Origin of the sequence: Clostridium sp. SGI.024 (genome assembly GCF_050315195.1) — a bacterium.
GTDB lineage: Bacteria > Bacillota > Clostridia > Clostridiales > Clostridiaceae > Clostridium.
Window position 1 is genome coordinate 1 of the sequence record NZ_JBNPON010000008.1, and the last position, 24863, is coordinate 24863.

A 24863-nucleotide genomic window follows, 5' to 3' on the forward strand; every position below is an offset into this window, starting at 1 on the left:
GTTACTATTTCAATTTACAATGATTATTTTATATATACAATAAATATAGTTAAATTTTACTTAAAAAACAATTAAAGTAAAAGCCTATAATTTTATGGTTTTTTTTGATAAAATAGAATTTAATGGTTTATCTAATATGAATATTTTGAATTAAGGAGCAAGTAGCTCCTTTTTATTTTTGTAGGAACAAAGAAAAGACAAATTTCTAATATACATTGTGATAATGTTGAGTGTAGTAACAATAAAAAAGGAGATGAGATTTTGTGATTACAAAAATTTTGAAAGAAGAAGTTATAATGGTTAGAATAGATAAAAATTTAAAAGTTAAGTTAAAGAAAATGTGTGAATGTAAAGATATTAATATCTTATTTTTTAAAAAGTGCAGGTTTTAGATGGATTTCATCTGCTGGGATATATTTTAATAATAATTTATCTAGCAGAGAATTATCTAATAACATTTGGGCTAATTTAAATGGTGTATTTTCGTTTAAACTAGCTCTTGTAGCGATTTCTTTCAATGTATATTTTAATCTAACCAATATTCAATTATAAGACTATCCTCAATTCTAAGGTGTTTTCCTTTGCATAATTTATAATTTGACATAATTAATCCTACTAATATGCTAAGGACAAATATCAAATTAATTATATCAGTCACTTTGCAAAACTAACTTCTGCTTAAGTAAAAAAACGGAAATTACTTTTTCAATTTACATATAATTAAAATATTTTTTAATGAAAAACCATATTTATTCCTAAAAGTGAAATTTATAACAATTTAATATATAATAAGTATATTATATCATATTTTTACAAGGAGTGATTTTATGAAGAATAACTTAAAAAAATTAACTATATATTTATTTTTTTCTCTTTTTTTAATTTCCATTTTTTATATTTTTAATAAACATAGTCATTTTTATGCTACAACAAATATAAGTTCAAATAGTGATAATATTAAAAATACAATAAGCTCATATTTCAATTCATATTTTAATTCTTTACAAACATTAGAGGCTCCTAATTATGATAATCTAATAGTTGAAAATAATAATACTAGATTATATTCAGCTATGAATGAGTTACAAGTTGAGCAAAATAAATTAGTAAATCTTTCATATCAAAATGTTAAGATAAACTTAGAATTTACTGATATTAAAGTTGATGGAGATAATGCTGAAGTGAAAGTTTTATTAAGTTGTGATTATAATTATTCTTCAACTCCCAATGCTAAATCATCAATAGGTGGCATTGAATATAGATTTAAATTAATTAATAATAATTCATCCTGGCTAATTAATAATATAGATAGTGATTGGGAGATATTTGATTTATTTAAAGAAAAATTATCTAAAAATATCATTACTAGTGGTTCTTCATTAACATCATATGATAGTAATATTATTAAAAATGTTAAAGATGAACTTATTAATGAAGCTAAAGATACAGTTAAATACTTATCTGGAGATAAAGATGCAGATAATAGTGAAAATAATTAAATACTAATATTAGAGCTTTTAGAATTCACATTTTCCTAATTTAACCCTAAAAAAGTACTTATTTCGACATTGTTTTACACTGGAAATAATGATATAATAAGGAATTAAATAGAGATTAATTATAAAAAATAATTAATTGGAAATAATTCCAAGCGATGTTTTATTATTAAACTAAAATAAGCAATATGAGAGAAAGGGGATTAATATGGAAAAAAAGTTCCGAAAAAAATATACATATATTATAAGTTGTATTTTAATATGCTGTATTGGAGTTAGTATAATCATATTTTTTTCAGGCTCTCCAATTAATATTAATCAAGAATCAATATCTAAAGAAGAATTTAAATTATTTGTTGATAATCAGAAGGCATATATTGAATCAACTTATAGATCCAAAATCCAATCAAATTTAGATTATAATAAGTTTTGGAGTTATGAAATTGAAGGAACTACACCAAAAAAAGAATTAATAAAACGTGCTAGTGAATTAGCTATCCGAGCAAAAGTAATTCAATTATGGGCTCAAGAAGAAGGGATTATTGAGGATATTTCTTATGATAAATTTTATAAGGAATGGGAATCTAAGAAAAGTAATCTAAATTCTAACTCAATATGGGAGTACTATACCTATAAACAAGATGAAATGAAAAGGAAGATTAAAGAAATATTGAAAAAGGAGGTCACAGAAGAGGACAAACTACAAGATTATTACAATGAAAATCTAGATAATTATAAGAAAACAGATACTATAAAAGGAATATTGACAATCTGGGAGGATGGCAGAGCTATTTCATCAAGTGAAGTAGAAATTAGTCATGATACTACTAGGCTTATGTCTGAAGCTAATGAAGAATTAGCAAATCATCTACTAGAGCTTTCAGAGGGAGAAACAGCAATATGGGGAGACAACGAAGAACAAAAATATCAGTTGTTATGCACTTTACGTAAAGATGGAGGTTACATGAAATTTGATGAAGTAGTTCAAGCAGTTAAGGTTCAGTATGTGGATGAATTATTCGAAAAACAGATAATTGAAAGAACTTCAAAACTAAAGATAAAATATAACAATATTTTATTAAACCAAATTAATATTTTAGATAAAAATTAACTTTTTTAATAGGGAAAGGGGATTTTTCTATAATGTTTAGCAAATTTAAAAAGAAAATAGCAATGGTTTTGATATCTACATTAATTGTTGGACAAAATTCATTTATAAATTATAAGATAGCATATGCAAAGAATTCAGATGAAACACAAGTTAATCAAGAGGAAGTAACACGTATTCTTTTTCAAGATAATTTCTCAGCTAATGATGGAGCATTATGGAATGCATCTCCATATAATACAGCTTCAAAAATAAACTTTACAAATGGAATGATGAGTGTAATTGGTGGAGGTGCAGAAAATCGTGTTTCAACCAAAACTGAAATTCAAGAAGCTAATATTACAATTGATTTTGATTTATGGTTGAATAGAGGAAATACAAATGCTGCTATTAAAGTTGGATTCAAATCAGATTCAAACTTTAATAATCGCTATCAAGTAACTTATGATACTGTACATGATTTAATTAGGTTAGAGAAAAAAGTAGGATCTACTATTACAACATGTGGTTCTGAGGCTCCATTAGACCTTGATTTTAATGAAGGTGGTGCACCATATCATTTCAAAATTGATGTTAATAAAGGAAATGTAATGGTTTTTGTAAACGAAGAATTAAAGTTAACTGCAAGTGATCCAGGTCTTAATGAAGCAGGTGGATATTTCTTTTTTGCAAGTCAATTTCCAGCACAAAATTACAGTGTGGACAACGTTATAATTACAACAAAAGAGAAACCAGTTGGAGATATTTATAATGTAACATTAAAAACTTCAACAAATGGAGTAATAGATACTTCAGAAATAGATGCTGGAGGAACTTTAACAGCAGATAAATTACAAGGATATGCAGGGGAGATGGTAACTCTTACACCAACTGCAAAAAGAGGATACATATTTAATGGATATAAATCTTATTTAACTGATTCTGGAAATAGTACAGATGGATTATTAACAATCGATGGAAATTCATTTAAGCTTGATGCAAAAACAGGTAATGTAACTATAGTAGCTGATTTTATTAAAAAACCTATTGATCCAAACATGCTTTTTGAAGATGATTTCGAAGGCGAATTAAATGAAACTGGAAAATATCAAATAATTAAAAGTGTTGAAAATGCAGTAGTTGCTAATGGAGCACTAAGACTCTCTACAGTAGGAGAGGAACCAAATTATATTATTAACCCAGGTTCAGATTGGGGGATTAATGAAGAATATGAGGGATATTCTATTGGGTTTGATATAAAAAAAGTAAATAGTAATTTAGGTACTGCACAAATTGCTTTTCGTATTGGAAGTTTTGGAGATCGTTACGTATTAGCTTTAAATGGAAGTAAAGCCATGTTAAGACATTTAGATTCTAAAGGTGGAAATGTTGAATTAGCAAGCACGTTGTATACCTTTGATAATACAAGTAGACATATAAATATTACGGTATTCAAAGATACAGTTTCTGTAACATCTAATGGAGATCCATTATTAAGTTATAAAAATCAAGATTCAAATATAGACAAAGCTTCATGGAGTAATATTTCATATGGCTTAGGACTTATTAATATGACTCAAAATTCACCAGTTGAATTTGATAATATATTAGTAAAAAAAGTTCTTCCAAAACATTATATTACTACAGAAGTAACAAAAAATGGTGAAGCAGATACAACATATGAATCAGGTACAATTTCTATTTCGCCAACTTCAGCTGCAGCAGGAGATGTTGTTACTATTACAGCAACACCTAAAGCAGGTTATGAATTACAAGGATATTATTCAGATGAGGTAACTATTACAGGAAATACATTTATAATGCCAAATGAACTATCTACGGATAAACTTGTTGTAAAAGCTAATTTTATTCCAGTAAATTTACGTGAAGGTAGAAACTTTTATATAGATTCTGTATCAGGAAATGACGATAATAGTGGTAATTCAGTAGATAAACCATGGAAATCTTTAAAAAAGGTAGCAAGTAGTAATTTTGTTCCTGGTGATAAAATTCTTATAAAGGCAGGAAGTGTTTTTAATGGAATAGATGCAGAATTGACTTTTAAAGGTTCAGGATCAAAAGGTAAAAATATTACAGTTAGTACTTATGGAGAAGGGGCACGTCCTAGATTAAATGGAGAAGGAAAATTAACCAACGTAGTATCGTTATATAATCAAGAATATATTACTATAGAAGGATTGGAAATTACAAATCTTCATCCAGAGTATAATGGTGAATTTGGTTTAAATACAAATAATAATCGTCAAGTAAATTTACGTGGAGTAAATGTATCTGCAAAAGACTTTGGTATAGTTAATAGCATTCATATAAAAGACTTATATATCCACGATGTTAATGGAAACCTTTCTTCAAAATGGAATGGTGGTATTTTCTTTGATATCAAAGCAACAGTAGAAGGTGGAAAATTAGAAGGTATCCCTACAAAATATGATGATATTTTAATTGAAGGATGTACCATAGAACGTGTAGATCGTTCCGCAATTAAATTAATAGACTCAGATTGGGCGAATCAATCTTTGATAAATAAACCAGGTGTTCCAATTCATTGGTATCCATCTACAAATGTTGTTGTACGTGGTAATACTATGGATATGATTGGTGGGGATGGTATTACTGTTCGTGATACAGATGGTGCACTAATTGAATACAATTTAGCAAGAGATTGTCGTTACCAAGATACAGGTTATAATGCTGGAATATGGCCATTCCAAGCTTCAAATACAGTTATACAATATAATGAAGTATCCAGAACTCATGGCACACAAGATGGACAAGGATTTGACACGGATCACCTTTCTTCATATAGTGTGATGCAATATAATTATAGTCACGATAATTTTGGTGGATTTATGCTTATTATGAATGGATTCCCTCATACTGGTCCTACAATTCGTTACAATATAAGCCAAAATGATTTAGATAAAACTTTTGAGTTCTCTAGAGGAACACCAAGTGGAACAATGATTTATAATAATACAATATATTCTGAAAATATTTTAACAGGGCGTGGTGGTGTATTTGATCTTACAAATACTACTGCTGGTACAGGAAATAGAGAAATTTATGTATTTAATAATATATTCCATTATCCAGAAGGACAAAAATTCTATTGTGGTGAAGTGGATAATATGAAGAGTAAAATAAATTTATATAATAATGCTTACTTTGGAGGAATAGATATTCCGTTAGAAGAAGAAAATGCAATTACTCAAGATCCGATGTTACAAAATATAGGAAGTGGTCCTTCTTACAATACAAGTGATAAACCAATTGTTGGTGCATTATTAAAAGGTGAATTGGATGGATATAAATTAACAAATAATTCGCCATTAATTGATAAAGGTGTGACTGTTCAAGAGGTCATTGCAAAGTTCGGTGGAACAGAGACAGATTATAGAACATTATCTCCATATGATTTACATGAATTAGCTAAGCAGGGAGAAAGTATTGATTTTGCGGTAGGAAGTCATTTCCCTAGTATACAAGGAGTGGAATATGATAAAGACTTCTTTGGAAATAGCTTATCTAGTAAAGGTTCTAAACCAGATATTGGGGCCATGGAATTCCAAGTAGATGAACCGATAGAATCCCAAGAAGATGAACCGATAGAATTCCAAGAAGATGAACCGATGGATACTGCTGGAGATAATACAAAAAAAGAAGAAAAGCTTAACTATAACAGCAATAGTAATATAGATACTAATAATGGTGGTGACCAATCTAAGATATCTAGATTGAAGGAGTTACCTAAAACTGGAAATGGATTTGGAGCTGTACCATTAGTTGGATTGCTAATTGTGGCTACAGGAATTAAACTTACAGCAAGAAGAAAGATAAACTAATAGTATAAAATAGGAGAATTGGCTATATTTAAGTTAAACATTTATGTTAAGCTTTGGTATAGCCTTTTATATTATTAGGTTTTTACAAAAGAAAAATGTTTTAGTAGATACGATACTGAAACAGGCTTATATTACTTAAATGCTAGATATTATAATCCTGAGTGGGGAAGATTCATTAATGCTGATTCATATCTTGGAGATAGTGGATTGTTATCACATAATGTATTTGCCTATTGTATGAATGATCCAGTAAATCTACAGGACCCAAGTGGTAATATAGCTATTTCAACATTAATAATGATAGGTGGATTAGTAGCTTGGGGATTAGGAACAGCACACAGTGCTGCTCAGCAAAAGAAAGCCACAGGAAAAGTTGATTGGATTTATGCAATATCCTATGGAGCAGGTTGGGGAGTAACAGCTATGACTTTAGGTATGGGAATAGCTGCAGTAGCGTCTATGATTCCAGCAGCACCTTCAAATGCTGTAAGTAATCCTCAAAAGAAATTAATTACAGGCGGAGAGTGGAATAGTTACTTCAAAGAAACTTATGGTTCACAGAATGTAATATGGGAAAATGCTGTTAATTCTATAGATGAAATTATTGATACTCCAAGCTTAGTAACTAGAATGCAACCAGGACAAATGGCAGAACTTGCTCAAAAATCAGGATGGAATGTTGGGCCACTTAAGAATGGCAGAAATTCTGGAATACTATTTGAAAATGGTGGTGGAATTTCAATGAATAGAATGGTTAATGGAAATATGATGCCTGAATACATTCAATTTCATCCAGGAAGTTCTCATCATGGGAATATACCATATTTTAAGGTATCATCACCACTAAGAGGGACTAATAGATTTTATTTAGAGTAGGAGGAACATATGAATAATGAAGAAAATATAGAATGGATATATGAACGAATGCTTGAAAGTGTAAAGATACTAAGTGCAGATGCTAATAAGCAAATTGAAGAATTAGCTGGTTGGGATATAGAAGATGAATTAGCATTATCATTTTATAATGATGTTGTGTTAATGTCAGATACTTTATTAAGTAGTGGTAAGATAGATGGAGAAATTTATAAAAAGATAATGGAGATAAATAGCTATTTAGATGATATGAGCAAAGAGAAAGAGTTATGGACAGATGAACAGTTAAAAGATTCTCCCAAGTGGATGATGTGTAGAGCGAAGAGTAGAGAGTTATTAACTATGCTAAATTAATAGTAGATACATTTTAATTTAGAAATTAACTGCATAAAGAATGAGGATATTAGAATATAGTTAACATGGCACATAGGGAAAACTTGTATCTATAGAAAGAAGTTTAAGGGATACTGTAGGAGAAAAGAATCCATATAGGGGAAACTCCTATTCATGTTCATTCATAGGAGTAACTTCGAAGAGCTAAATCAAAGATTTAGATTCTCAGTTATAGAGGCTACAGGTATGATAATGAAACAGGACTATATTATTTAAATGCTAGATATTATAATCCAGAATGGGGAAGATTCATTAATGCTGATTCCTTAGGTGGAGAAATTGGAACATTGTTATCTCACAATGGATTTGCTTATTGTATGAATAATCCTGTTAATATGGAAGACCCAACAGGAAATATAGCTTGGTGGATTATAGGAGGAATAGCAGGAGCAGTTGTAGGAGGGATAGCAGGAGCTGTTTACTCTTACAAAAAAACTGGTTCAGTAGACTGGAGATATGTGGCAGGAGGTGCAGTAGCAGGAGGATTAGTAGGTGCTGGATTAGGATATTTAGCACAAGGAGCATATACAGCTATAGTTGGAGCAGCTGCCACAACAGGGGCAGCTACTGCTCAAAGTGCAACAGAACAAACTAACAAAATAAAGAAAGGTTGGGATATGGTAAAGGGAGGAGCTAGAATAGGTGGACGTAAATATACAGAACATGCTTTGGAACGTATGGCTCCTGATATACCACAAGTAAGAGCGGAATTGAGTAAGAGAGCACTTGATAAAGGGATAAAATTTGGAACAGAGCAATTCAAAAAATATGTTGACCCAAGAGGGATACCGCCAATGGTTGTAGAGCACACCATAAACTACGGTGGTCGTATGGCTGGCAATAGACCAGGAACATGGATTGCTGTTGGAGAAGATGTCAGGGTGGTAGTAAATTTATTTGGTGATGTAATGTCTGTTATTCCAAAGTAAAGGAGGAATGTTGGTGCACACAATGTTTGATGAATATGAATTGCTAGAATTATTTGAATGCGAACCTAGAGTGATTGATAGGGATTCTGAAATATATGTATATAGCTCGATAAATAATTACGGCTTTAAATTTGAGTTATACATATCAATTTATGATATGAATATTATTCTTACATTAACCTACAAAGATTTTAGCAGCCCTATTATTGATTTAAATATAGATAATGTGAAAAGAATAGCTACTAATTCTAATAAGTTGAATATATATACAAATGAAAGTGACTGTCCAAATGCAATAGTTCATTTTAAGCCAAGTTTTAGAATAGAACTAACTGGCAAACTAATTGATAATTAGTAGTTAGGAGAGTGAAAAATTATTATTTTATTATGTATATATTAAATTTCAAATGTTAAGAGGAATATAGATACTTAATACTATAATATAAATTCTGTAGTGAGAATATCATATTACCAACAGAAATAAAGAAAAAATCAATATATATATAATAATTATAGTAATATTAAGGGCTAACGTAAAAACGTTAGCTCTTTTATTAATAAGATTAAGGAATTAGCACTATTGAATAAACTAAATGAATAATCTTATTAGGAATCAATATATAATTTGAGATTCAATTGTAATTAAAGTAACGTTGGCGACATTGCTTGCTTTGTAGTGTATCTTCGCAAAAAATGGGAGTGAAATTTCAAGGCGAACAGAAAAGATTATAGAGCACAATATTTTGAAATAACATCATTTATATCACGGGGGATATATCTATACTTAGGAAGGTGGAAGAAGTTTTAAAGGAATAACAGAAAATAAGAAAAAGATTTCTTATAAGTATAATGATAGTGGAATAAGAACAGAGAAAACAGTAAATGGAGTAATAACTAAATATATTTTAGATGGTAGTACAGTTTTATTAGAGACAACAAGGGATGAAAAAATACACTATACTTATGATTCATCAAATAACTTAATAAGTATGAATATAATAAGTAGTAGTGATCCTAGTATAAATGGAGAATACAAATGTTCAAGGTGATATAATAGGTTTATTAGAAGAACTTATCCAGGGACGTAGTAGCTGTTAACTCTAATTTTAATTAGAGTGTTACAGATGATGGCCATCGGATAAAGATGTAACAGAAATAGTAAGCTATACTTATGATACCTGGTGAAAACTTATATCTATAGAAGGATCATTAAAAGATATTGTAGGAATAAAGAACCCATATAGGGGAAGCTCCTATTCATGTTCATTCATAGGAGTAACTTCGAAGAGCTAAATCAAAGATTTATATTCTCAGTTATAGAGGATATAGATACGATACTGAAACAGGACTATATTATTTAAATGCTAGATATTATAATCCAGAGTGGGGAAGATTCATTAATGCCGATGGAATTGTTGGAACTCAAGGGGAGCTTTTATCTGCGAATATGTTTGCTTATTGCAAAAATAACCCTGTTAATTTATCTGAGTTATTAAAAAAAGAGAAATAATCAATAAGATAAAAATGCAGGAGATATAATATGTATATAATTTGAAAAAAATATATAGCTATGATAAAATATAGAACATTATGGTGATATTTGTATAAATGTAATTAGATGGATTATAATATGATATTATTAAAAAATAAAAATGTTAAAAGAGTAGGATTATTTTTATGTACTGCTGCTATTATTATATGACTGGTATGAATTATTCAAGTGTTTCTGAAAATGTTGTTGCAATAGGAGACTGGGCACCAGATCTATAATACATAATACAGTAGTTGAGACAAATTTACATACTTATATTACCATAATAGCATTTTTATTATGTATAAAATTTACTTTTACTAGATAGGAGAGAGTATATTGAAATATGTATTAAAGGAAGAATTCAAGAGAGCATTTTTAAATAAGAAATTTATTTTATTAGTTATTTTAGGCTTATTAATACATATATATAGCCTTTTTGTATGGGAGCATGGAGTGATTTTTTTTGATTATTCTGCAGAAGACATTGTTCTCGATGCTGCAATTGAAGGAATAACTAAATCTATTAATCGATATACTTTTTGGTATCATGGAATGGATATATATATAATTATTATGCCATTACTAGCATGTATACCATATAGTGCATCATTATGTGGGGATAAAGAAAGTAATTTTTATACTTATATTGTTACCAGAACGAAGAAAAAAGACTATTTTATTTCAAAAATATTTATAAATGGATTAATTGGAGGGGTAATACTAGCATTACCTACACTTTTATTTTATCTACTTCTTACTTTTATAGTTCCAGGTCCTATCATATATTTTAGAGTACATCCAATAGGGTTTTTAAGTGAATTGTTTATGAGTAATCCTAACTTATATATACTTTTTACTATTTTAATAGAATTTTTATTTGGATTTACATATTCAACCTTCGCTCTTGCAATATCAAAATTTAATGTTAATAAGGTTTTTATATTGCTTACTCCTTTTATTTATTGGTATGTTGGTACTTTTATATTTGAGAGATTGAAATTTTTTGCCATTTCTCCTGCATCATTTAATGCTTTTATGGTTAGAGGATTTTCAAATATTTATATGATACTAGGACAATCTGTTGCTATTATGACTATATCTATTTTGATAATTTTATATAAAAACGGAGATGCATAAATATGAATTTTAATATATTAAAATATGAATTTCAAAGAATAAAGTCTAGTAATATTTTTAAGTTTTTTATATTAATCTATCTTTTTGTTACATGGAAATCTACTATTAATCTGCAAACAACACACCATCAGCGTGCTTTTAATGCTTTAGAAGGAGTAATTTATACTTTAAATAATAAAAATATAATAACTTGGGTATTAATTCCTATTTCTTTGTATATAATGTCTAAAATATTTTTTGATGATGAATTTAACTACCAAGTAAAGGTTAAATCTAAAAATAGAGTTAGTTGGTTTATGCAAAAGCTACTGGCTCTCATAGTGTATATATCTATTATAGTAATTACATTAACAATTATTTCAGTGTGTGTAAATTTACTAATATTAAATTTAGATTTTGGATGGAGTCATTATTCATTTCCAGGAGTTTCTCAAGAACATCTGTACCAATTTGATATAACTATTTTCCCTTTTCAACCTTATTACCATCCTTTAAAAGTTATAATGTTAACAATTATATTTCTTATATTAGGATTATCATTATTAGGATTAATTGTAAGTTTAATTTCATTAATAACTAATAAGCCTATTATTGGAGCATCTATAGGGTTTATATATTATATTTTTAGTATAAAATATCTTGATTTTATCGAAGTTAAATATAGCTTTATTAAATATTTTACTATTGATAGTTATATTTTATTTAGTAACCATAACTTTAACGGTATGGATATTAAATTATTTACTGTGAAAGAATCTTTTTTTGGACTTATTATATTAAGTATAGCTTTATTTTTAATTGGCACTATTATAATTAAGAAAAAAGACTTCTAAATGAGGGATAATATGAATGGATATATTACAATTATAAAAAATACTATTAAAAATATTAGATTAAACCTATATATTATAATTTCAATAATAACATATTTAGCAATATCACTTTCAAGCATAGATAATAATTTTCTTATAGAAAGCCCAACTAGAATATTAGGTGGATTTCAATTAAATCAATTTCCATTTTCAATTTATACACTGGTTTGGATGATTCCTAAACTCATGATATCTTATTTATTGTTTATTTATATAGGAAATCTATTAAATATTAATTTATTTTTTTCAATTATAAGGATAAAGTCAAAAATAAAATGGTATATTCTTTATAATTTTATTGGATTAATAGTAATAATTGCATGGTATGTAATAGGATATATAACTTTGAATTTAGTTATATGTATTAAGTTAGGGGCAATATATGATGGGTTTTCACAAAATATTAATATGTTAGTACTAGATATAACTTTTACTTATTTTATTTTTAATTTAGTTTATTTATTAGGAATTGTGAAGAAAAAAGTTAATTTAGGTATTGTATTAGCATTAATATTATATGTTTCACCAATATTTACAAATAATCCAGATAAAATGATTTTCAAGATTTTACCCTCAAATCATGCAATGATATTAAGACATGAATATCTTTCTAACTCTTATTTCTACATTTTTATTTTAATAATCATATTATTAATTATTGGGTGTTACTTATTTAAAAAAACTGAATTTTAGATATTAGGGAGGAAATCTAATGGAGAACTATGTAGTTAAGTTTAATTCATATACTAAAAAATATGGTGGAAATATCGTATTAAATAATATAAATTTTACTCTAAAAGAAGGTGTAGCATGTGGCATTATTGGTAGAAATGGTTCTGGAAAAACTCTATTACTTAAAGCAATATGTGGGTTAATAAATTCTACTGAAGGTGTATTCGTCAAGAACTTTATAGATTGTCCATACCCTATGAAGTATTACCATGTGTTAGTTGGAGAAGTATATTGGGAATTAAAGGAAAAGGTAGAGATGTTTTAAAAAAGAAAGCACAAGAATACATATTAAACAAATATGGCATAGAGATAAATTCTGATATAGCAGATGCTATTTGCATAGGTGTAGCTTATATTAAAAGAAAAAACATTTATATGAAATATAAGTAAAATAAGAAAAGGGAGAAATTTTCAACACTATATAAATATTAATTTATGTAAAATTTAAAATTTCAACGCTATATAATATTAATAATTACTTTATTGAATTTACGTTGAAATTTTAAAAATTATATATTTAAATTACTATTTGATATAGTTATCAAAACTGTGTGTTAATGTTAGTATCTTTTAACATTAGCATTAAATTCTTTCATTATATCAGGGTGATTTTCAAAAGTAAGCATTATAACATCAAGACATTTACTTATTGGCATTTTATGTTTCTTGGCTATTTTGCTTAGTTTTTTATACAAGTCTCTTCTCATACTTGTATGTATAACTTGTCTATCACCTTTATTTAAATAAAAATTACTTTTTTTAACTTTAAATCCGTTTATTTCATAAGAATCATTCAATATTTATCACCATCCCTATTAAATTATATTATCATAACATAAATTATGTCAATAATTTCGCTAAATTTACGTTTCTTATATAGCCGATTTTTACGAACTAATATGGTGTTATACATTGAAAATACTAGGGTATATTGATTTGATTATTTGAATATTATATGCGAAATAATAAATGAAATAAAATAGAATTTAAAAACAAATTAATTTCCTAATAAAATATTGATTATTAGCTAAAAATATGATAATTTTTAATTGTAACTATTATAGTTATATTTTAATAATAAATTAAATAAGGGGGAGTTTTATGAAGAAAAAACATTTATCATTTTTAGTTGCAGTCACCATTACTGCTACTACTATTTTAAATCCTTTTGTAAATAAAAACAGGGTTTTAGCTGATGAACTTAATACTACAAGAGTGGAGAGTTTAGTAAGTACTAATGAAGAAACAGATACTGATTATATCTACCTATCGGATTTAAATTATGAGTCTAGTTCACGAGTATCTCATGGAGAAATAAAAAGGAATACCAACATAGGTGGAGGGCAAATTAGATTATTAGTTGAAGGTGAGTTAGTTCACTTTAATAAAGGTATGGGTGCTCATGCAAATTCAACTCTAATTTACAACATAGCTGATTATTCAGATACATATACTAGATTTGTAGCACACTTAGGAGTAGACTATTCTCAAAAAGATAGAGGAAATGGAGTAAAGTTTAAGATTTCCATTTCTGATAATGGTAAAAACTGGGTAGATATAAAAGAAACACAGGTAGTAGGACCTAATAATAGTTCTATATTTGTAGATTTAGATATTAAGGGTGCTAAATATTTAAGGTTAATAGCCAATGATAATGGTGCAGATGGTAATGACCATTCGGTTTATGCTAATGCTAGAATAGTTAAAACTAATTATGACTTAAATAGTGAAAATTATCAAACTATTAAAAGATTAGCTGAATATGATGAAGAAATAAGAAAACATAGTGTAGAAGATAACTATACAAATAATAAAAAGCTACTTCAACAAAGAGAAATAGTAAGAAGGTTAGGCTTTAATACAATGCAAAATAATATAACTGGCAATAAAGAAGCCGAAGAAACATTCGACTGGTTATTTAACGATGAAGTCGCTTTAGGTTTAGCTATAGACTCAGGTAATGTTACAGAAGGTGGAAGGTTTATAACAGCATTAACTAAACTATATACAAATTATAAGGATTGTTTAGGTGATAGTGGCGATGGCTTGATATACAAGAAAATGCTAATAGCTTTAGCTACTGGTTGGAGTAGTGATTCAGGTACATCATCTTTAGTATTTAATATGGACCTCCCTACTTTTGATGTAGTTGGTAGATTTAAAATAATGAAGGATTTCTATGATAATAATAAATTGGCTCGTAAAGAAGAATTCAAGACTTACAATATGGAATTAATGAGAATGATTATGAATAATCAAATGGCTAATGAGGATTTATTGTGGTTAAATAATTATGCTACTAAGAAATATCCTAATGACTTAGGCAAAAGATTAAATTTTTGGAATTATGGTATCGCATATAAAACAATAAATCTCAACCAAGACTTCATATATAATGTGGATAATAAAGAAAGATTTGATGAAAAATATAGTTTAACAGAGAACAATATATCGTATGGGGAAAAAGGTAAACATAACCTTTGGATGCTATTTGAAGTAGGTGGAGTTTGTTGGAACTCTTCAAGATTTGGACAAAACTTAAACAAGGCTTTTGGATTACCTTCAATCGGAGTATATCAACCTTGGCATGAAGCTGTTCTTGAATACAAAATAAATGGTGATGGACATGGAGTATGGTCCATCAATAACAACATAGGTGGTTGGCAAAAGGCTCGTACAGTATGGGGAGCAAACAAACCATATAGAACATTATTGGATTGGGGTAATAAATACTTCTCGGATAAGGCTTCTGATAATGCTTTTAATGGTGCTTATATGTTATTAGGACAATCAGCTTTAGAAAATCCTAACTTTGAAAAATCATATTATTATAATCTACAAGCAAATTCATATACCGATTCTCAAGATAAGATAAGAATTTATAAGATGGCTTTAGATGTATTAGATATTAACTTAGATAGTTATGAAGGTTTAATAAATGAATATAAGAAAGCTAACGTTTCACCTGATGAATGGAGAGCATTAGCTAACAAAGTTATAGATAAATATACTTACTATCCATATGCTTTAGTTGATTTAATAAAAACTATTAGACCATATTTAGCAAGTGAAGATAGAGCAGAGATAGATATGGCTCGAAACATAGCACTTAACAAGGCAACTACTGCAACTAAAAATGATGTAGTTCAATTTAATGAGTGTAGAGATATTGCAAAGTCAATTATGGGTATTGGTAAAGTAGACTTAGCATCATTCTCATTTAGTGGTGAAAATGCAAACAAGATTATTATAAATAACAACTATGGTTCATTTACAGTTCCAGTCGAATATAGTTTAGATGGTGGAAAAACTTGGGTTATGGAAGAAGCAGGTACATCTGTTATTCAATTAACCGAACAGCAAGTTAAGACTATAAATGATAAGAATGATATAAAAGTAAGATTAGTAGGTTCTGTTTTTACATTTACTATAGATATAAAGAAAGGAGCTTCTCCTGATACAAGTAATTTATACAGAAACAATGCAAATAAACGCTTAGAAGGTAAAGTTGCCAACTTAGAATACAGTTTAGATGATGGAACTACTTGGAAAGATTATACGGAGCAAACAGTATTTGAAGAATATCAAATAGTACAAGTTAGGTATAAATCTACAGGCGTACATCTTTATAGTGATGATTTAGGCTATACATTTATGCCTGATAATGAAAGGATTTCTATTATTGGTGCTACTGGATTCTTAGATGCTGTTGTGTTAGAAGCATTAAAAAATGTAGATATTACTAAAATTGAAGAAATATTAGTAACTAACAAAGATATAAAAGGATTTGTAGGAAATGATGTTGAAAAATCTATAGTGTCTACAATTAAAGAATATACTCAAGGATTAATTGGAGATTATTCAATTTATATAAACAACTTTGATAAATCAGCAAAAAATATAGATGATTTACGTGATAGGAATTTAATAATAACATATAAACTAAACGATAAAACTCCTACATTTATTCTTAAAAATGGAGTTGTTGATGGGTTAAATTAGTATATTGATTAGAGGACTTCTAGGAGTCCTCTTTTATATATTTATAAACTAAAAGTTACATAAAATGAAAAAGTTTAGTAGAAGTTTAGAAAAAATATTGACAAAGGAGGTACAGTAGAGGTTTTTGGTAAAACAATAGGGAAAGATATTGATTTTCCTGAGGGTACAGGATTAATAATTGAAACACCTGGATTTTTACCAAACTTAACTGGAATGAAAAATTTGGAAATATTAGCTGGGTTAAGTGGAAACATAGATAAAAACAAAATCAAGGAAGCAATTAGTTTTGTTGGATTAGATCCCAATGATAAAAAAACTGTTAAAAAGTATTCATTAGGAATGAAACAGCGTTTAGGAATTGCACAAGCAATTATGGAAGATCCAAAGCTTATTATATTAGATGAACCAATGAATAGTCTAGATGAAAGTGGAGTAGAAGATGTACGAAAATACATATTAAAACAAAAAGAAAAAGGAGTATCCTTAATTTTAACTAGTCATAATAAAGATGATATTGAATTACTATGTGATACTGTTTATAGTATGGATAATGGAAAGATAAGTTTAGTTAAATAACTACAAATTTTATAAAACTAAGTATTAAAAGTTCCTTTATAGTAGACAATAAAATTAAAATATTTATTTGTTTTAATTTCGATATTTATTATTGAGTTATTTTTATTTGTTTTTTTGTTAGCCATAAGAATTTATGTAAGCGTCAAAATTTGATATCTAGTTAGTGAATAACCTCCTTTATAAAATTAGAGTGATAATTTTTCGGGAGGTTTTATTTTATAAGCAGAAAGCCTATTTTTTTATTTTTAATAAACATAGTCATTCTTATGCTACAACCAATATAAGCTCGAATAGTGATAATATTAAAAATATAATAAGCTCATATTTTAATTCATATTTTAATTCTTTACAAATATTAGAGGCTCCTAATTATGATAATATAATAGTTGAAAATAATAATACTAGATTATATTCAGCTATGAATGAGTTACAAGTTGAACAAAATAAATTATCGAATCTTTCATATCAAAATGTTAAAGATGAACTTATTAATGAAGCTAAAGATACAATTAAATACTTATCTGGAGATAAAGATGCAGATAATAGTGAAAATAATTAAATACTAATATGAGAGCTTTTAGATTTGATAGTTATTCATATAATAAATAAAATGGAGTTAATTATGCATTAACCTATGGAGCATCTCCAAATCCAATTTTTTATTATAATGAAGGAAATTATTCTATGAATTTTGTTTATCAAGTATTAAGAGTAGCATATAGTGGGGTGATTCAGGAATTTCATGATGGTATATAGTGGTGATTATTGGTATGGTAGTTCTGGTATGAAAGTTTTACGAAAGAAAAATTATCCAAATAAAATCAGATTATATATATTTTTTTATTAAGAGTTTATTATAATATATATATAAATATAATTTATAAGTGTTAGGAGAATGTTATGGAATTTTTTAAAAAAAATATTATATATTTAGTAATTTTTTTTATAGGAATAGCTCTTATATACAATAGTGTTCCTTTAGGGCGTTCTTATTTTATGAATTATATTGTCAGAAATAACTTAGAAAGTCAAAACTACTTAGATATATTATTGAATATGTCAATTATTAAATATATAATTATTGGAATACTTTTATCAATATTAGGAATAAAAAAAATAGAGAAATAATTTGAACTTAGTTCTCTTTTATTTATTATCTATAAACAATAAAGTTTATTTCTATAGAGCTACCTACTTCATAATTACCTTGGTTTATTAGCTTACCAAAGTGTAGTATTCAACAAAAAATCCTTTATATGTAAAATAATTAGTAACTCTGCCACTTTCTCTACTATTTAAAGTAGCAGAATAGTAAGTAGAGAAGCATCCTATGCATTTAAAAAGCATGGAATGAAGGCGTTAATTTTTATTTTGGTAATTATAAAGTATAGTTGTTTGATAATATTCCAAGTAAGTATATAAAACTAGCTTTAAGATAAGAACTTACTTAATAAAATATATTTCAAAAGTAATATTAAATATATTATATAATATTATTGATAGTATATAGTTTCGTATGAAAAAATAGAGTTAATTAAAGCTGAGAAATAAATTTAAATTTATTCTTTAAAATTCAAGATTTGCTCTAAATTTACTTGGAGGAGCTTTTATAAAAAACTAAGAATAATTAGTTATTTATGTCAGCTATACTTGAAGTAATTTAATTTAGTGGAACAAAAATATTGTTTTTGAATCTTAACTATGAGAGTAAATAATGGAGAATATGAAACTTAAAATTATGGAGATGGCGATTGGTTATATACCAGTAAATAGTATTAGAAAGAAGGATTTTTATTATGAAAAATAATAGTATTAGCATATTTATAAACTTTTTATTTGCTGTAATAGGTATTATTTCAATAGTTTTATATAATTCAAGTATTGAATATAGTATTGGAATATTTATTATATTAATAGGTTTTATATATGTTCAAATTGAAAGAATTATATCAATGGATAATAAATCTGAAAAAAGGTTATTACTTGTATCTAGAATAGTATTATTAATAGTTACTTTGATTTTATTTATTCTAGCATTAATAAATAAGTATACTTAATAAGAGCTTTATAACAAAAACACTGCCCACTAAAAAAATGAGTCATTAATTATTACTTTATCTTTTGTGCTTAAAAAAATTGTTATATGAAATATATATTAAAATTTAATTGTTTTTAAAATATTCTTTATTTAGTTGTTTTTATCTTTATCAATGGTATTTAATTTATCAAGTATTTCACTTAACAAATCTCTAATTTCTCTTAATCTCTTTAGAGAAAAATAAATGAAAAAAGGGAACAAAATAATTCCTATAAGTTTTAATACAGGTAAAATAATAGGAATCTCTCCTTAATAAAATTATATATACTATATTATATAATATATTTTCTTGATTTGTAAAAAATTTAAATAAAATACAAATATTATAATAATGTAAGTATATTTATGAATTACTTTTTCAATTTACAATAAAAAGGTGATTTTAAAATGAATTTTTAAGTAACTATATGGAAAAATTACAAATTTTTTATTATAATATTTTATGTACTTAAAATAATCATTTTTTTATTAGGAATAGGGGGAGAATTAATGAAAAATAAAAAAATTAGATTAGTTTCAGGAAAACTATTTGTGGAAAAAGAGGTTCCTAAATATAAGCTGAAAAAGCTTTCCATTGGGGTTGTATCCGTAATGGTTGGAACAATTATTTGCTTTGGTATCCAGACAACAGAAGTACATGCTGAGGAAACGATTACAAATAAAGTTGTTGTTGAGGAAGCACAATCAGAAGCTGAAATTAAGGGAGAAGTTCAAACAGAATTGAATCGTGTAAGTAATGGGGATTTTGAAGGAAGTCAGATTTCTAACAAGACTAAATGGAATCTGAAACCATTTGGTGTATCTAGCATTGTTACAGATGATGGTAATACCTATGGGAAAATTGCAGGAGAAACAAAAGATGAATATATTTTATCAAAAGTTCCTACTACTCCAGGTAGAACATATACTGTAACAGCAGATATTAAGGTTGTTACAAGAAGTGCAACTCCAAGTGGTGGATATTTCACTGCAAGAACATTTGAAAATAATGCCTATGGTACTGTTTTGAATCAAATAGAATTGAAAGATGTTATGAAAAATTGGACAAGTCAGACATTTGAATTTGTGGCACAAGGTTCAGAAACATTGATAGGTATTGTGAAGTATAATCCAGAAGATACAACAATAGATACAGAAAAAACAGAAATTAGTATTGATAATCTAAAGGTGGTAGAGAAGAAACAAAATTCATATAAAATGATTTGGGAAGATGAGTTCAATAGCACTGATCTTGATAAAGATACTTGGTCTTATATGCCAGGAACAGTTGGAAGAAGTGAGCAACAAAACTATACAACTAGTAAAGATAATGTATACATAGAAAATGGATTACTTAACTTTAAAGTAACTGCTCGTGAAAAAGAGGAAGTAAATCCTAGAAAACCTAAGGGACGTTCAATAAAATATGATTCAGGATTTATCAATACTTCTGGTAAGAAGGATTTCTTATATGGCCGTATTGAAATGAAAGCTAAATTGCCAAAAGGACAAGGAGCATTCCCAGCATTTTGGTTAATGGGAACATCTTATGGATGGCCAGGTGGAGGAGAAATTGACATTATGGAATTGATTGGCTCCCCAACAAAAGAACGTCTAGCGGCTGGTGATGTTGATCCTACAGATAATGGAAGACAAAGTAATAAGATAATTTATGGAACGCCACATTTCTATTATGTAGATGGTGATGTTGATAAGGATGGTAGCTATGATCCATATGAATTAGGTGGAAATGTAAAAATATCAGAAGATTTTTATGATGAATATCATGTTTTTGGTATAGATTGGTATCCTGATCATATAGATTGGTATTTAGATGGAGTAATTTATAATTCAATGAATCTAGTTGGTGATGCTAGATTACAAGCTGCTGCTGTAAGTATAAATCGTCCTCAGATGTTGAAATTAAATCTTGCAACTGGTGGTGACTGGGCAGGAGATGCAGGAAATCATCTTGCAGAAGATGGAACTACTATGCAAGTAGATTGGGTACGTTGGTCTCAGAATGATGAACAAAAAGCTGCTGCTGAAGCTTGGTATGCAGATGCACCAAAGCTAACAGGAGTAAAAGATATTGTTATTAAAGAAGGAACTGCTTACGACGTTTTATCAGGTGTTTCTGTAAACAAAGATAATTACTCTATCAATGCTAGCTTGGATGATGAATATATGTATGAAAATACTGGAGAAATGAAACTTGTAAATACAATAGATAAAAATGATATTTCTACTTTAAAACCAGGAGTATATAATATCCATTATTCTGTTGTTCCAACTGGCATTGCATTAAATGGAGATGCATTAGCAAAGGGAGATGTATATAAGACACTATTGAAAACTGTGACTTTAGTAGTATTACCTGAATCAGGAATTAAAGGAACAGAAGGTGAAAACCTATCTACTATTTCACTGCCATCTGGATGGAAATGGGAAAGCCCTGAAATGGTTATAGGTAGTAAAGAATTATATCCAGTTATCTTTAGTACAGGAAACGAAACAAAAGCAGCTCGTAGTGTCACAGTTAATATTCCTATTGAAGTTGTGGAATCAAATGGAACACAAACAGAGGCAAAGACAGATACTCCTTCAGATGGTTCTTCTGTGATAAATAATGAAAAAGAATCAGTAATTGTACCATTAAAAGCTGAAGATAATAATCAGCAAAAAGTTGAAACAAAGGTAAATGATAAAACAGATGGAAAAGGAGCTATGTTATCAAAAGAACTTACAAAAACAGGAGATGCTTCAACAATAGGAGGATATCTATTATTAGGAGCTACTTCATTATTAGGAACACTAGGATTAGGTAAAAAAAGAAATAAAAAATAACATATATTAAAAAATCTAAGGAGCTACCTTGGCAGCCCCTTAGATTTTTATATATTAAAACTCAACTTCAGTTGTATTCTTAACAACTATTTGAGCAGCTTGTTTTTCAACTAAGTCTCCAGCTTCAGTTTTAATAAGCTTTTTATTTATAATAGTATCCATAAGGGCTACTACAGCAGAATTATCTACATTTTCTTTAATATCCTTAACAGATAATGTAATCTTTTTACCAGATATATCTTTAAAACTCATACTTGCAGTTCTTGCAATCATTGGACATCCTCCCTTCTTTATAGGTAATAGTTAATAACTTATAGAAATTAACCTCTAGTTACTATATAAGTTTGTTGCTTTTTTATAGTAGTAATATTATGTTCTAATATTCCTCCTATAGCATCAGATAATACAACTAAATCTTCATCAGTTGCAGTAGCTGAAATGTTCTTAAAGCTTTGGCCCTTAAAAACATCATTTCCTTTAGAATCAACTCCAACTTGATAGCTTAATCCTAAAGCATTTCCAACTAATACTGAACTTGCTGCCATAATTATCACCTCCTCATATCTTATATACGAAGGTAAAAACTATTTTAAAAAATTTATAAAAATATTTTTAAGTTATTTAGCAGCTAATTTTTTCTTTTTTAGAAGTTTATCTATATAGTAGGTTATTATAGTGAAGACACCACAGATGGAGGCATAATTTATTATTAGTGCAAATACAGATGTTTTTTTCATTGATTTACCTTTTTGCAATTTTGCATTATTATTTTCGGAGTTTTCTGAATTTTTATCAGATACTTTATCTTTTTTTCCTTTACCTTCACTTAATTCTTCTTTAGTTATATCATTTTTATTAGAATTAGGTGATCCTTCTGGTTTAGTGATTTTATTGCCATTACCATAATTAGAATTTTGGGATACTGTAAATAGCATAAATGATTTTTGGATAAATCCTTTTGAGTAGATGTTATAAGAACCCAATATTAGTATAGCTATTACTAGAAATATTGAAATGACTTTACTGGTTTTTTCTTTTATGTTAAATTTAAATACCTTTTTACTCATATTAATAACCCAAGTCCAATGAAGGCCTATATGAATACCTATAAGAGCTAAAGTTAAATTTGATACTCCTATATGAACAATTTTCCATATTTGATTTTCACTATGGATATTTGTGAAAATAGTTTTTGATATAAATACACCAGCTAGTATTATTAAAGAAATACAGAAAAATAGTAGAAGATTTAAAATAATATAGGCTTTTATATTACTCCCAACCAAGGAGTTTCTTTTCTAGGACATCATAATCATAATCTCTACCCTTGAAATTGTGGAATCTTAGATTTTTAGTATTATTATTTTTATAAGAGCTATTTTTGTAGTATTTATCACTATTTGTAGAGGTAGCATTGGAAATGTTTTGGTTTAAGTAAATTTCAAATTTTTCTCCAAAGAGAGTAAAAGGAGTTAAGTATTGTTCAAAAGCAGTTCCTTTCCAAGCCTTAACTTTTTTATCTATAACAGTTTTAAAGTCATCAACAGTAAAGCCTTCTTTTAGTCTGGCTTTAACTAAATTAATTGTTTTGTTATTGTTAACCTTGTACATAACTCCAACCTGCAAATTTAAATAATTTATAATACTAGTTACTTTTTCTTTTATATTATTATATAGATTGTTTAATTTAGTAGATGAATTATTTAATATATGGTTATTTGTTGAACATTTCTCTGCATAACCTCTATTCATATTTACATACACAGGCTCTTCATTTTTATGTTCTATATGTTCTAAATAACTAAAATTATCATATTCTTCTTCATTATTTTGAATAGTATCTTCATTAGTAGGAATACACTTATTAAATGTATTATTAATAATAGAGTCATTAGTAGCACTAGTATCTTTAACTATATCAATATTATTTTCTTTATTTCTATTGCTGTTTGTATGAGTATATTTATCATTATTGTCATTAATATATAATAGCTCCTTGTATTTTTCTCCTAAGGAATAGTAAGAAAAGGTACCACCTTCTTTTTTTGTATAATGAGATAAAATACCTAAATCTCTTAGCTTAAGCATCCTCATCATAATGGATCTTTTACCTAACCCCAAGAAAGGAAGTTCATCTTCAATATTTTTATAGCTTATCCAATAATATTTAACTCCTTCTATAATTTCATAATTCATCTTTCCGCTTTCCATAAAATCATCAAAATACCTAAGGATAGCTAAATCCTTCACATCTAAATTTAACTCCATAATTTTTTTCACACTATACCCTAAAAATGAGTACTTCATATTCATTACCTCCTAAAATTATTTCTTAATTACCCTGTCATAAAATAAGTACCCAGTTATAAGTAAAATTGAGAAAAATAATTTTAAAAAATTTTATATATATAATAGAAAAAAATATAAATATTTAAACTATAAGCA

23 protein-coding genes and 2 pseudogenes are annotated in these 24863 nt (G+C 27.5%); 19 read left to right on the forward strand and 6 right to left on the reverse strand.

Annotated features, from left to right (window positions below; translation table 11 throughout):
* Window positions 1–365: 365 nt before the first annotated feature.
* Window positions 366–500, reverse strand: a pseudogene (locus ACQRD5_RS04220) (IS30 family transposase); the annotation flags it as partial.
* Window positions 501–827: 327 nt separating this feature from the next.
* On the opposite strand from ACQRD5_RS04220, the gene ACQRD5_RS04225 reads away from it, so the two are divergent.
* The 13 genes and pseudogenes from ACQRD5_RS04225 (at window position 828) to ACQRD5_RS04285 (ending at window position 13306) form a co-directional block, all read left to right on the forward strand.
* Entirely contained in the window at window positions 828–1499 is a 672-nt protein-coding gene (locus tag ACQRD5_RS04225) for a hypothetical protein (RefSeq protein ID WP_321129014.1), read from the forward strand.
* Window positions 1500–1704: 205 nt separating this feature from the next.
* A complete protein-coding gene (locus ACQRD5_RS04230; protein ID WP_320901046.1) occupies window positions 1705–2607 on the forward strand; it encodes a hypothetical protein in 903 nt (300 codons plus the stop codon).
* 32 nt (window positions 2608–2639) lie between these two features.
* Window positions 2640–6446: an InlB B-repeat-containing protein gene (locus ACQRD5_RS04235; protein ID WP_320901048.1), complete on the forward strand. Its 3807-nt coding sequence runs from the start codon at window positions 2640–2642 to the stop codon at window positions 6444–6446.
* Between the two features lie 117 nt (window positions 6447–6563).
* A pseudogene (locus ACQRD5_RS04240) lies at window positions 6564–7322 on the forward strand (RHS repeat-associated core domain-containing protein); the annotation flags it as partial.
* 9 nt (window positions 7323–7331) lie between these two features.
* Window positions 7332–7673, forward strand: coding sequence for a hypothetical protein (locus ACQRD5_RS04245; RefSeq protein ID WP_320900427.1), 342 nt, complete (start codon window positions 7332–7334; stop codon window positions 7671–7673).
* Between the two features lie 200 nt (window positions 7674–7873).
* The gene (locus ACQRD5_RS04250) at window positions 7874–8641 is read left to right on the forward strand and encodes an RHS repeat-associated core domain-containing protein (RefSeq protein ID WP_321129021.1); all 768 of its coding nucleotides are present in this window, start codon (window positions 7874–7876) and stop codon (window positions 8639–8641) included.
* Between the two features lie 7 nt (window positions 8642–8648).
* The gene (locus ACQRD5_RS04255) at window positions 8649–8996 is read left to right on the forward strand and encodes a hypothetical protein (protein WP_294167065.1); all 348 of its coding nucleotides are present in this window, start codon (window positions 8649–8651) and stop codon (window positions 8994–8996) included.
* Window positions 8997–9947: 951 nt separating this feature from the next.
* Complete coding sequence (locus ACQRD5_RS04260) at window positions 9948–10151, forward strand: RHS repeat-associated core domain-containing protein (protein ID WP_414437477.1); 204 nt, start codon at window positions 9948–9950, stop codon at window positions 10149–10151.
* Between the two features lie 360 nt (window positions 10152–10511).
* Window positions 10512–11312 carry a hypothetical protein gene (locus ACQRD5_RS04265; RefSeq protein ID WP_320900429.1) on the forward strand — a complete coding sequence of 267 codons (801 nt, stop codon included), beginning with the start codon at window positions 10512–10514 and terminating at the stop codon, window positions 11310–11312.
* A 2-nt stretch (window positions 11313–11314) separates the two neighbouring features.
* On the forward strand, window positions 11315–12145 hold the full coding sequence (locus ACQRD5_RS04270) for a hypothetical protein (RefSeq protein ID WP_291630358.1): 831 nt from the start codon (window positions 11315–11317) through the stop codon (window positions 12143–12145).
* Window positions 12146–12157: 12 nt separating this feature from the next.
* Window positions 12158–12877 (forward strand): hypothetical protein, encoded by a 720-nt coding sequence (locus ACQRD5_RS04275; protein ID WP_291630359.1) that lies wholly within the window; start codon window positions 12158–12160, stop codon window positions 12875–12877.
* A 19-nt stretch (window positions 12878–12896) separates the two neighbouring features.
* Window positions 12897–13181, forward strand: a complete 285-nt coding sequence (locus tag ACQRD5_RS04280) for an ATP-binding cassette domain-containing protein (protein ID WP_291630360.1) — start codon at window positions 12897–12899, stop codon at window positions 13179–13181.
* A complete protein-coding gene (locus ACQRD5_RS04285; RefSeq protein ID WP_291630361.1) occupies window positions 13148–13306 on the forward strand; it encodes a hypothetical protein in 159 nt (52 codons plus the stop codon). Before ACQRD5_RS04280 ends, ACQRD5_RS04285 begins: the two co-directional genes overlap by 34 nt.
* A gap of 170 nt (window positions 13307–13476) precedes the next feature.
* On the opposite strand, the gene ACQRD5_RS04290 is transcribed toward ACQRD5_RS04285, so the two are convergent.
* Window positions 13477–13713 (reverse strand): hypothetical protein, encoded by a 237-nt coding sequence (locus ACQRD5_RS04290; protein WP_291630363.1) that lies wholly within the window; start codon window positions 13711–13713, stop codon window positions 13477–13479.
* 304 nt (window positions 13714–14017) lie between these two features.
* Here ACQRD5_RS04290 and ACQRD5_RS04295 point away from each other — a divergent pair, with 304 nt between their 5' ends.
* From ACQRD5_RS04295 to ACQRD5_RS04320, 6 genes are all read left to right on the forward strand, one after another.
* Window positions 14018–16918: an NPCBM/NEW2 domain-containing protein gene (locus ACQRD5_RS04295; RefSeq protein WP_427746514.1), complete on the forward strand. Its 2901-nt coding sequence runs from the start codon at window positions 14018–14020 to the stop codon at window positions 16916–16918.
* Window positions 16919–17014: 96 nt separating this feature from the next.
* Window positions 17015–17494, forward strand: a complete 480-nt coding sequence (locus tag ACQRD5_RS04300) for an ATP-binding cassette domain-containing protein (RefSeq protein WP_320900435.1) — start codon at window positions 17015–17017, stop codon at window positions 17492–17494.
* A 418-nt stretch (window positions 17495–17912) separates the two neighbouring features.
* Entirely contained in the window at window positions 17913–18053 is a 141-nt protein-coding gene (locus ACQRD5_RS04305) for a hypothetical protein (RefSeq protein WP_291630366.1), read from the forward strand.
* Window positions 18054–18394: 341 nt separating this feature from the next.
* On the forward strand, window positions 18395–18622 hold the full coding sequence (locus tag ACQRD5_RS04310; protein ID WP_427746515.1) for a hypothetical protein: 228 nt from the start codon (window positions 18395–18397) through the stop codon (window positions 18620–18622).
* 668 nt (window positions 18623–19290) lie between these two features.
* On the forward strand, window positions 19291–19551 hold the full coding sequence (locus ACQRD5_RS04315; protein WP_320628051.1) for a hypothetical protein: 261 nt from the start codon (window positions 19291–19293) through the stop codon (window positions 19549–19551).
* A gap of 530 nt (window positions 19552–20081) precedes the next feature.
* The gene (locus tag ACQRD5_RS04320; RefSeq protein WP_427746516.1) at window positions 20082–22418 is read left to right on the forward strand and encodes a family 16 glycosylhydrolase; all 2337 of its coding nucleotides are present in this window, start codon (window positions 20082–20084) and stop codon (window positions 22416–22418) included.
* 54 nt (window positions 22419–22472) lie between these two features.
* On the opposite strand, the gene ACQRD5_RS04325 is transcribed toward ACQRD5_RS04320, so the two are convergent.
* The 4 genes from ACQRD5_RS04325 to ACQRD5_RS04340 all read right to left on the reverse strand — a co-directional run bounded on the left by ACQRD5_RS04325 (window position 22473) and on the right by ACQRD5_RS04340 (window position 24725).
* Window positions 22473–22691, reverse strand: coding sequence for a DUF2922 domain-containing protein (locus ACQRD5_RS04325; RefSeq protein ID WP_294170462.1), 219 nt, complete (start codon window positions 22689–22691; stop codon window positions 22473–22475).
* A 47-nt stretch (window positions 22692–22738) separates the two neighbouring features.
* Window positions 22739–22963, reverse strand: coding sequence for a DUF1659 domain-containing protein (locus ACQRD5_RS04330; RefSeq protein WP_294170460.1), 225 nt, complete (start codon window positions 22961–22963; stop codon window positions 22739–22741).
* A 72-nt stretch (window positions 22964–23035) separates the two neighbouring features.
* A complete protein-coding gene (locus tag ACQRD5_RS04335; RefSeq protein WP_427746517.1) occupies window positions 23036–23704 on the reverse strand; it encodes a DUF4405 domain-containing protein in 669 nt (222 codons plus the stop codon).
* Window positions 23691–24725 carry a conserved phage C-terminal domain-containing protein gene (locus ACQRD5_RS04340; RefSeq protein ID WP_294170456.1) on the reverse strand — a complete coding sequence of 345 codons (1035 nt, stop codon included), beginning with the start codon at window positions 24723–24725 and terminating at the stop codon, window positions 23691–23693. Before ACQRD5_RS04340 ends, ACQRD5_RS04335 begins: the two co-directional genes overlap by 14 nt.
* Window positions 24726–24863: the final 138 nt, after the last annotated feature.

Coding starts and splice junctions, on each gene's coding strand:
- ACQRD5_RS04225 (WP_321129014.1), top strand. CDS start 828: ATGAAGAATAACTTAAAAAAATTAACTATATATTTATTTTTTTCTCTT.
- ACQRD5_RS04230 (WP_320901046.1), top strand. CDS start 1,705: ATGGAAAAAAAGTTCCGAAAAAAATATACATATATTATAAGTTGTATT.
- ACQRD5_RS04235 (WP_320901048.1), top strand. CDS start 2,640: ATGTTTAGCAAATTTAAAAAGAAAATAGCAATGGTTTTGATATCTACA.
- ACQRD5_RS04245 (WP_320900427.1), top strand. CDS start 7,332: ATGAATAATGAAGAAAATATAGAATGGATATATGAACGAATGCTTGAA.
- ACQRD5_RS04255 (WP_294167065.1), top strand. CDS start 8,649: ATGTTGGTGCACACAATGTTTGATGAATATGAATTGCTAGAATTATTT.
- ACQRD5_RS04270 (WP_291630358.1), top strand. CDS start 11,315: ATGAATTTTAATATATTAAAATATGAATTTCAAAGAATAAAGTCTAGT.
- ACQRD5_RS04275 (WP_291630359.1), top strand. CDS start 12,158: ATGAATGGATATATTACAATTATAAAAAATACTATTAAAAATATTAGA.
- ACQRD5_RS04280 (WP_291630360.1), top strand. CDS start 12,897: ATGGAGAACTATGTAGTTAAGTTTAATTCATATACTAAAAAATATGGT.
- ACQRD5_RS04295 (WP_427746514.1), top strand. CDS start 14,018: ATGAAGAAAAAACATTTATCATTTTTAGTTGCAGTCACCATTACTGCT.
- ACQRD5_RS04305 (WP_291630366.1), top strand. CDS start 17,913: ATGAATGAGTTACAAGTTGAACAAAATAAATTATCGAATCTTTCATAT.
- ACQRD5_RS04310 (WP_427746515.1), top strand. CDS start 18,395: ATGGAATTTTTTAAAAAAAATATTATATATTTAGTAATTTTTTTTATA.
- ACQRD5_RS04315 (WP_320628051.1), top strand. CDS start 19,291: ATGAAAAATAATAGTATTAGCATATTTATAAACTTTTTATTTGCTGTA.
- ACQRD5_RS04320 (WP_427746516.1), top strand. CDS start 20,082: ATGAAAAATAAAAAAATTAGATTAGTTTCAGGAAAACTATTTGTGGAA.
- ACQRD5_RS04325 (WP_294170462.1), bottom strand. CDS start 22,691: ATGATTGCAAGAACTGCAAGTATGAGTTTTAAAGATATATCTGGTAAA.
- ACQRD5_RS04330 (WP_294170460.1), bottom strand. CDS start 22,963: ATGGCAGCAAGTTCAGTATTAGTTGGAAATGCTTTAGGATTAAGCTAT.
- ACQRD5_RS04340 (WP_294170456.1), bottom strand. CDS start 24,725: ATGAAGTACTCATTTTTAGGGTATAGTGTGAAAAAAATTATGGAGTTA.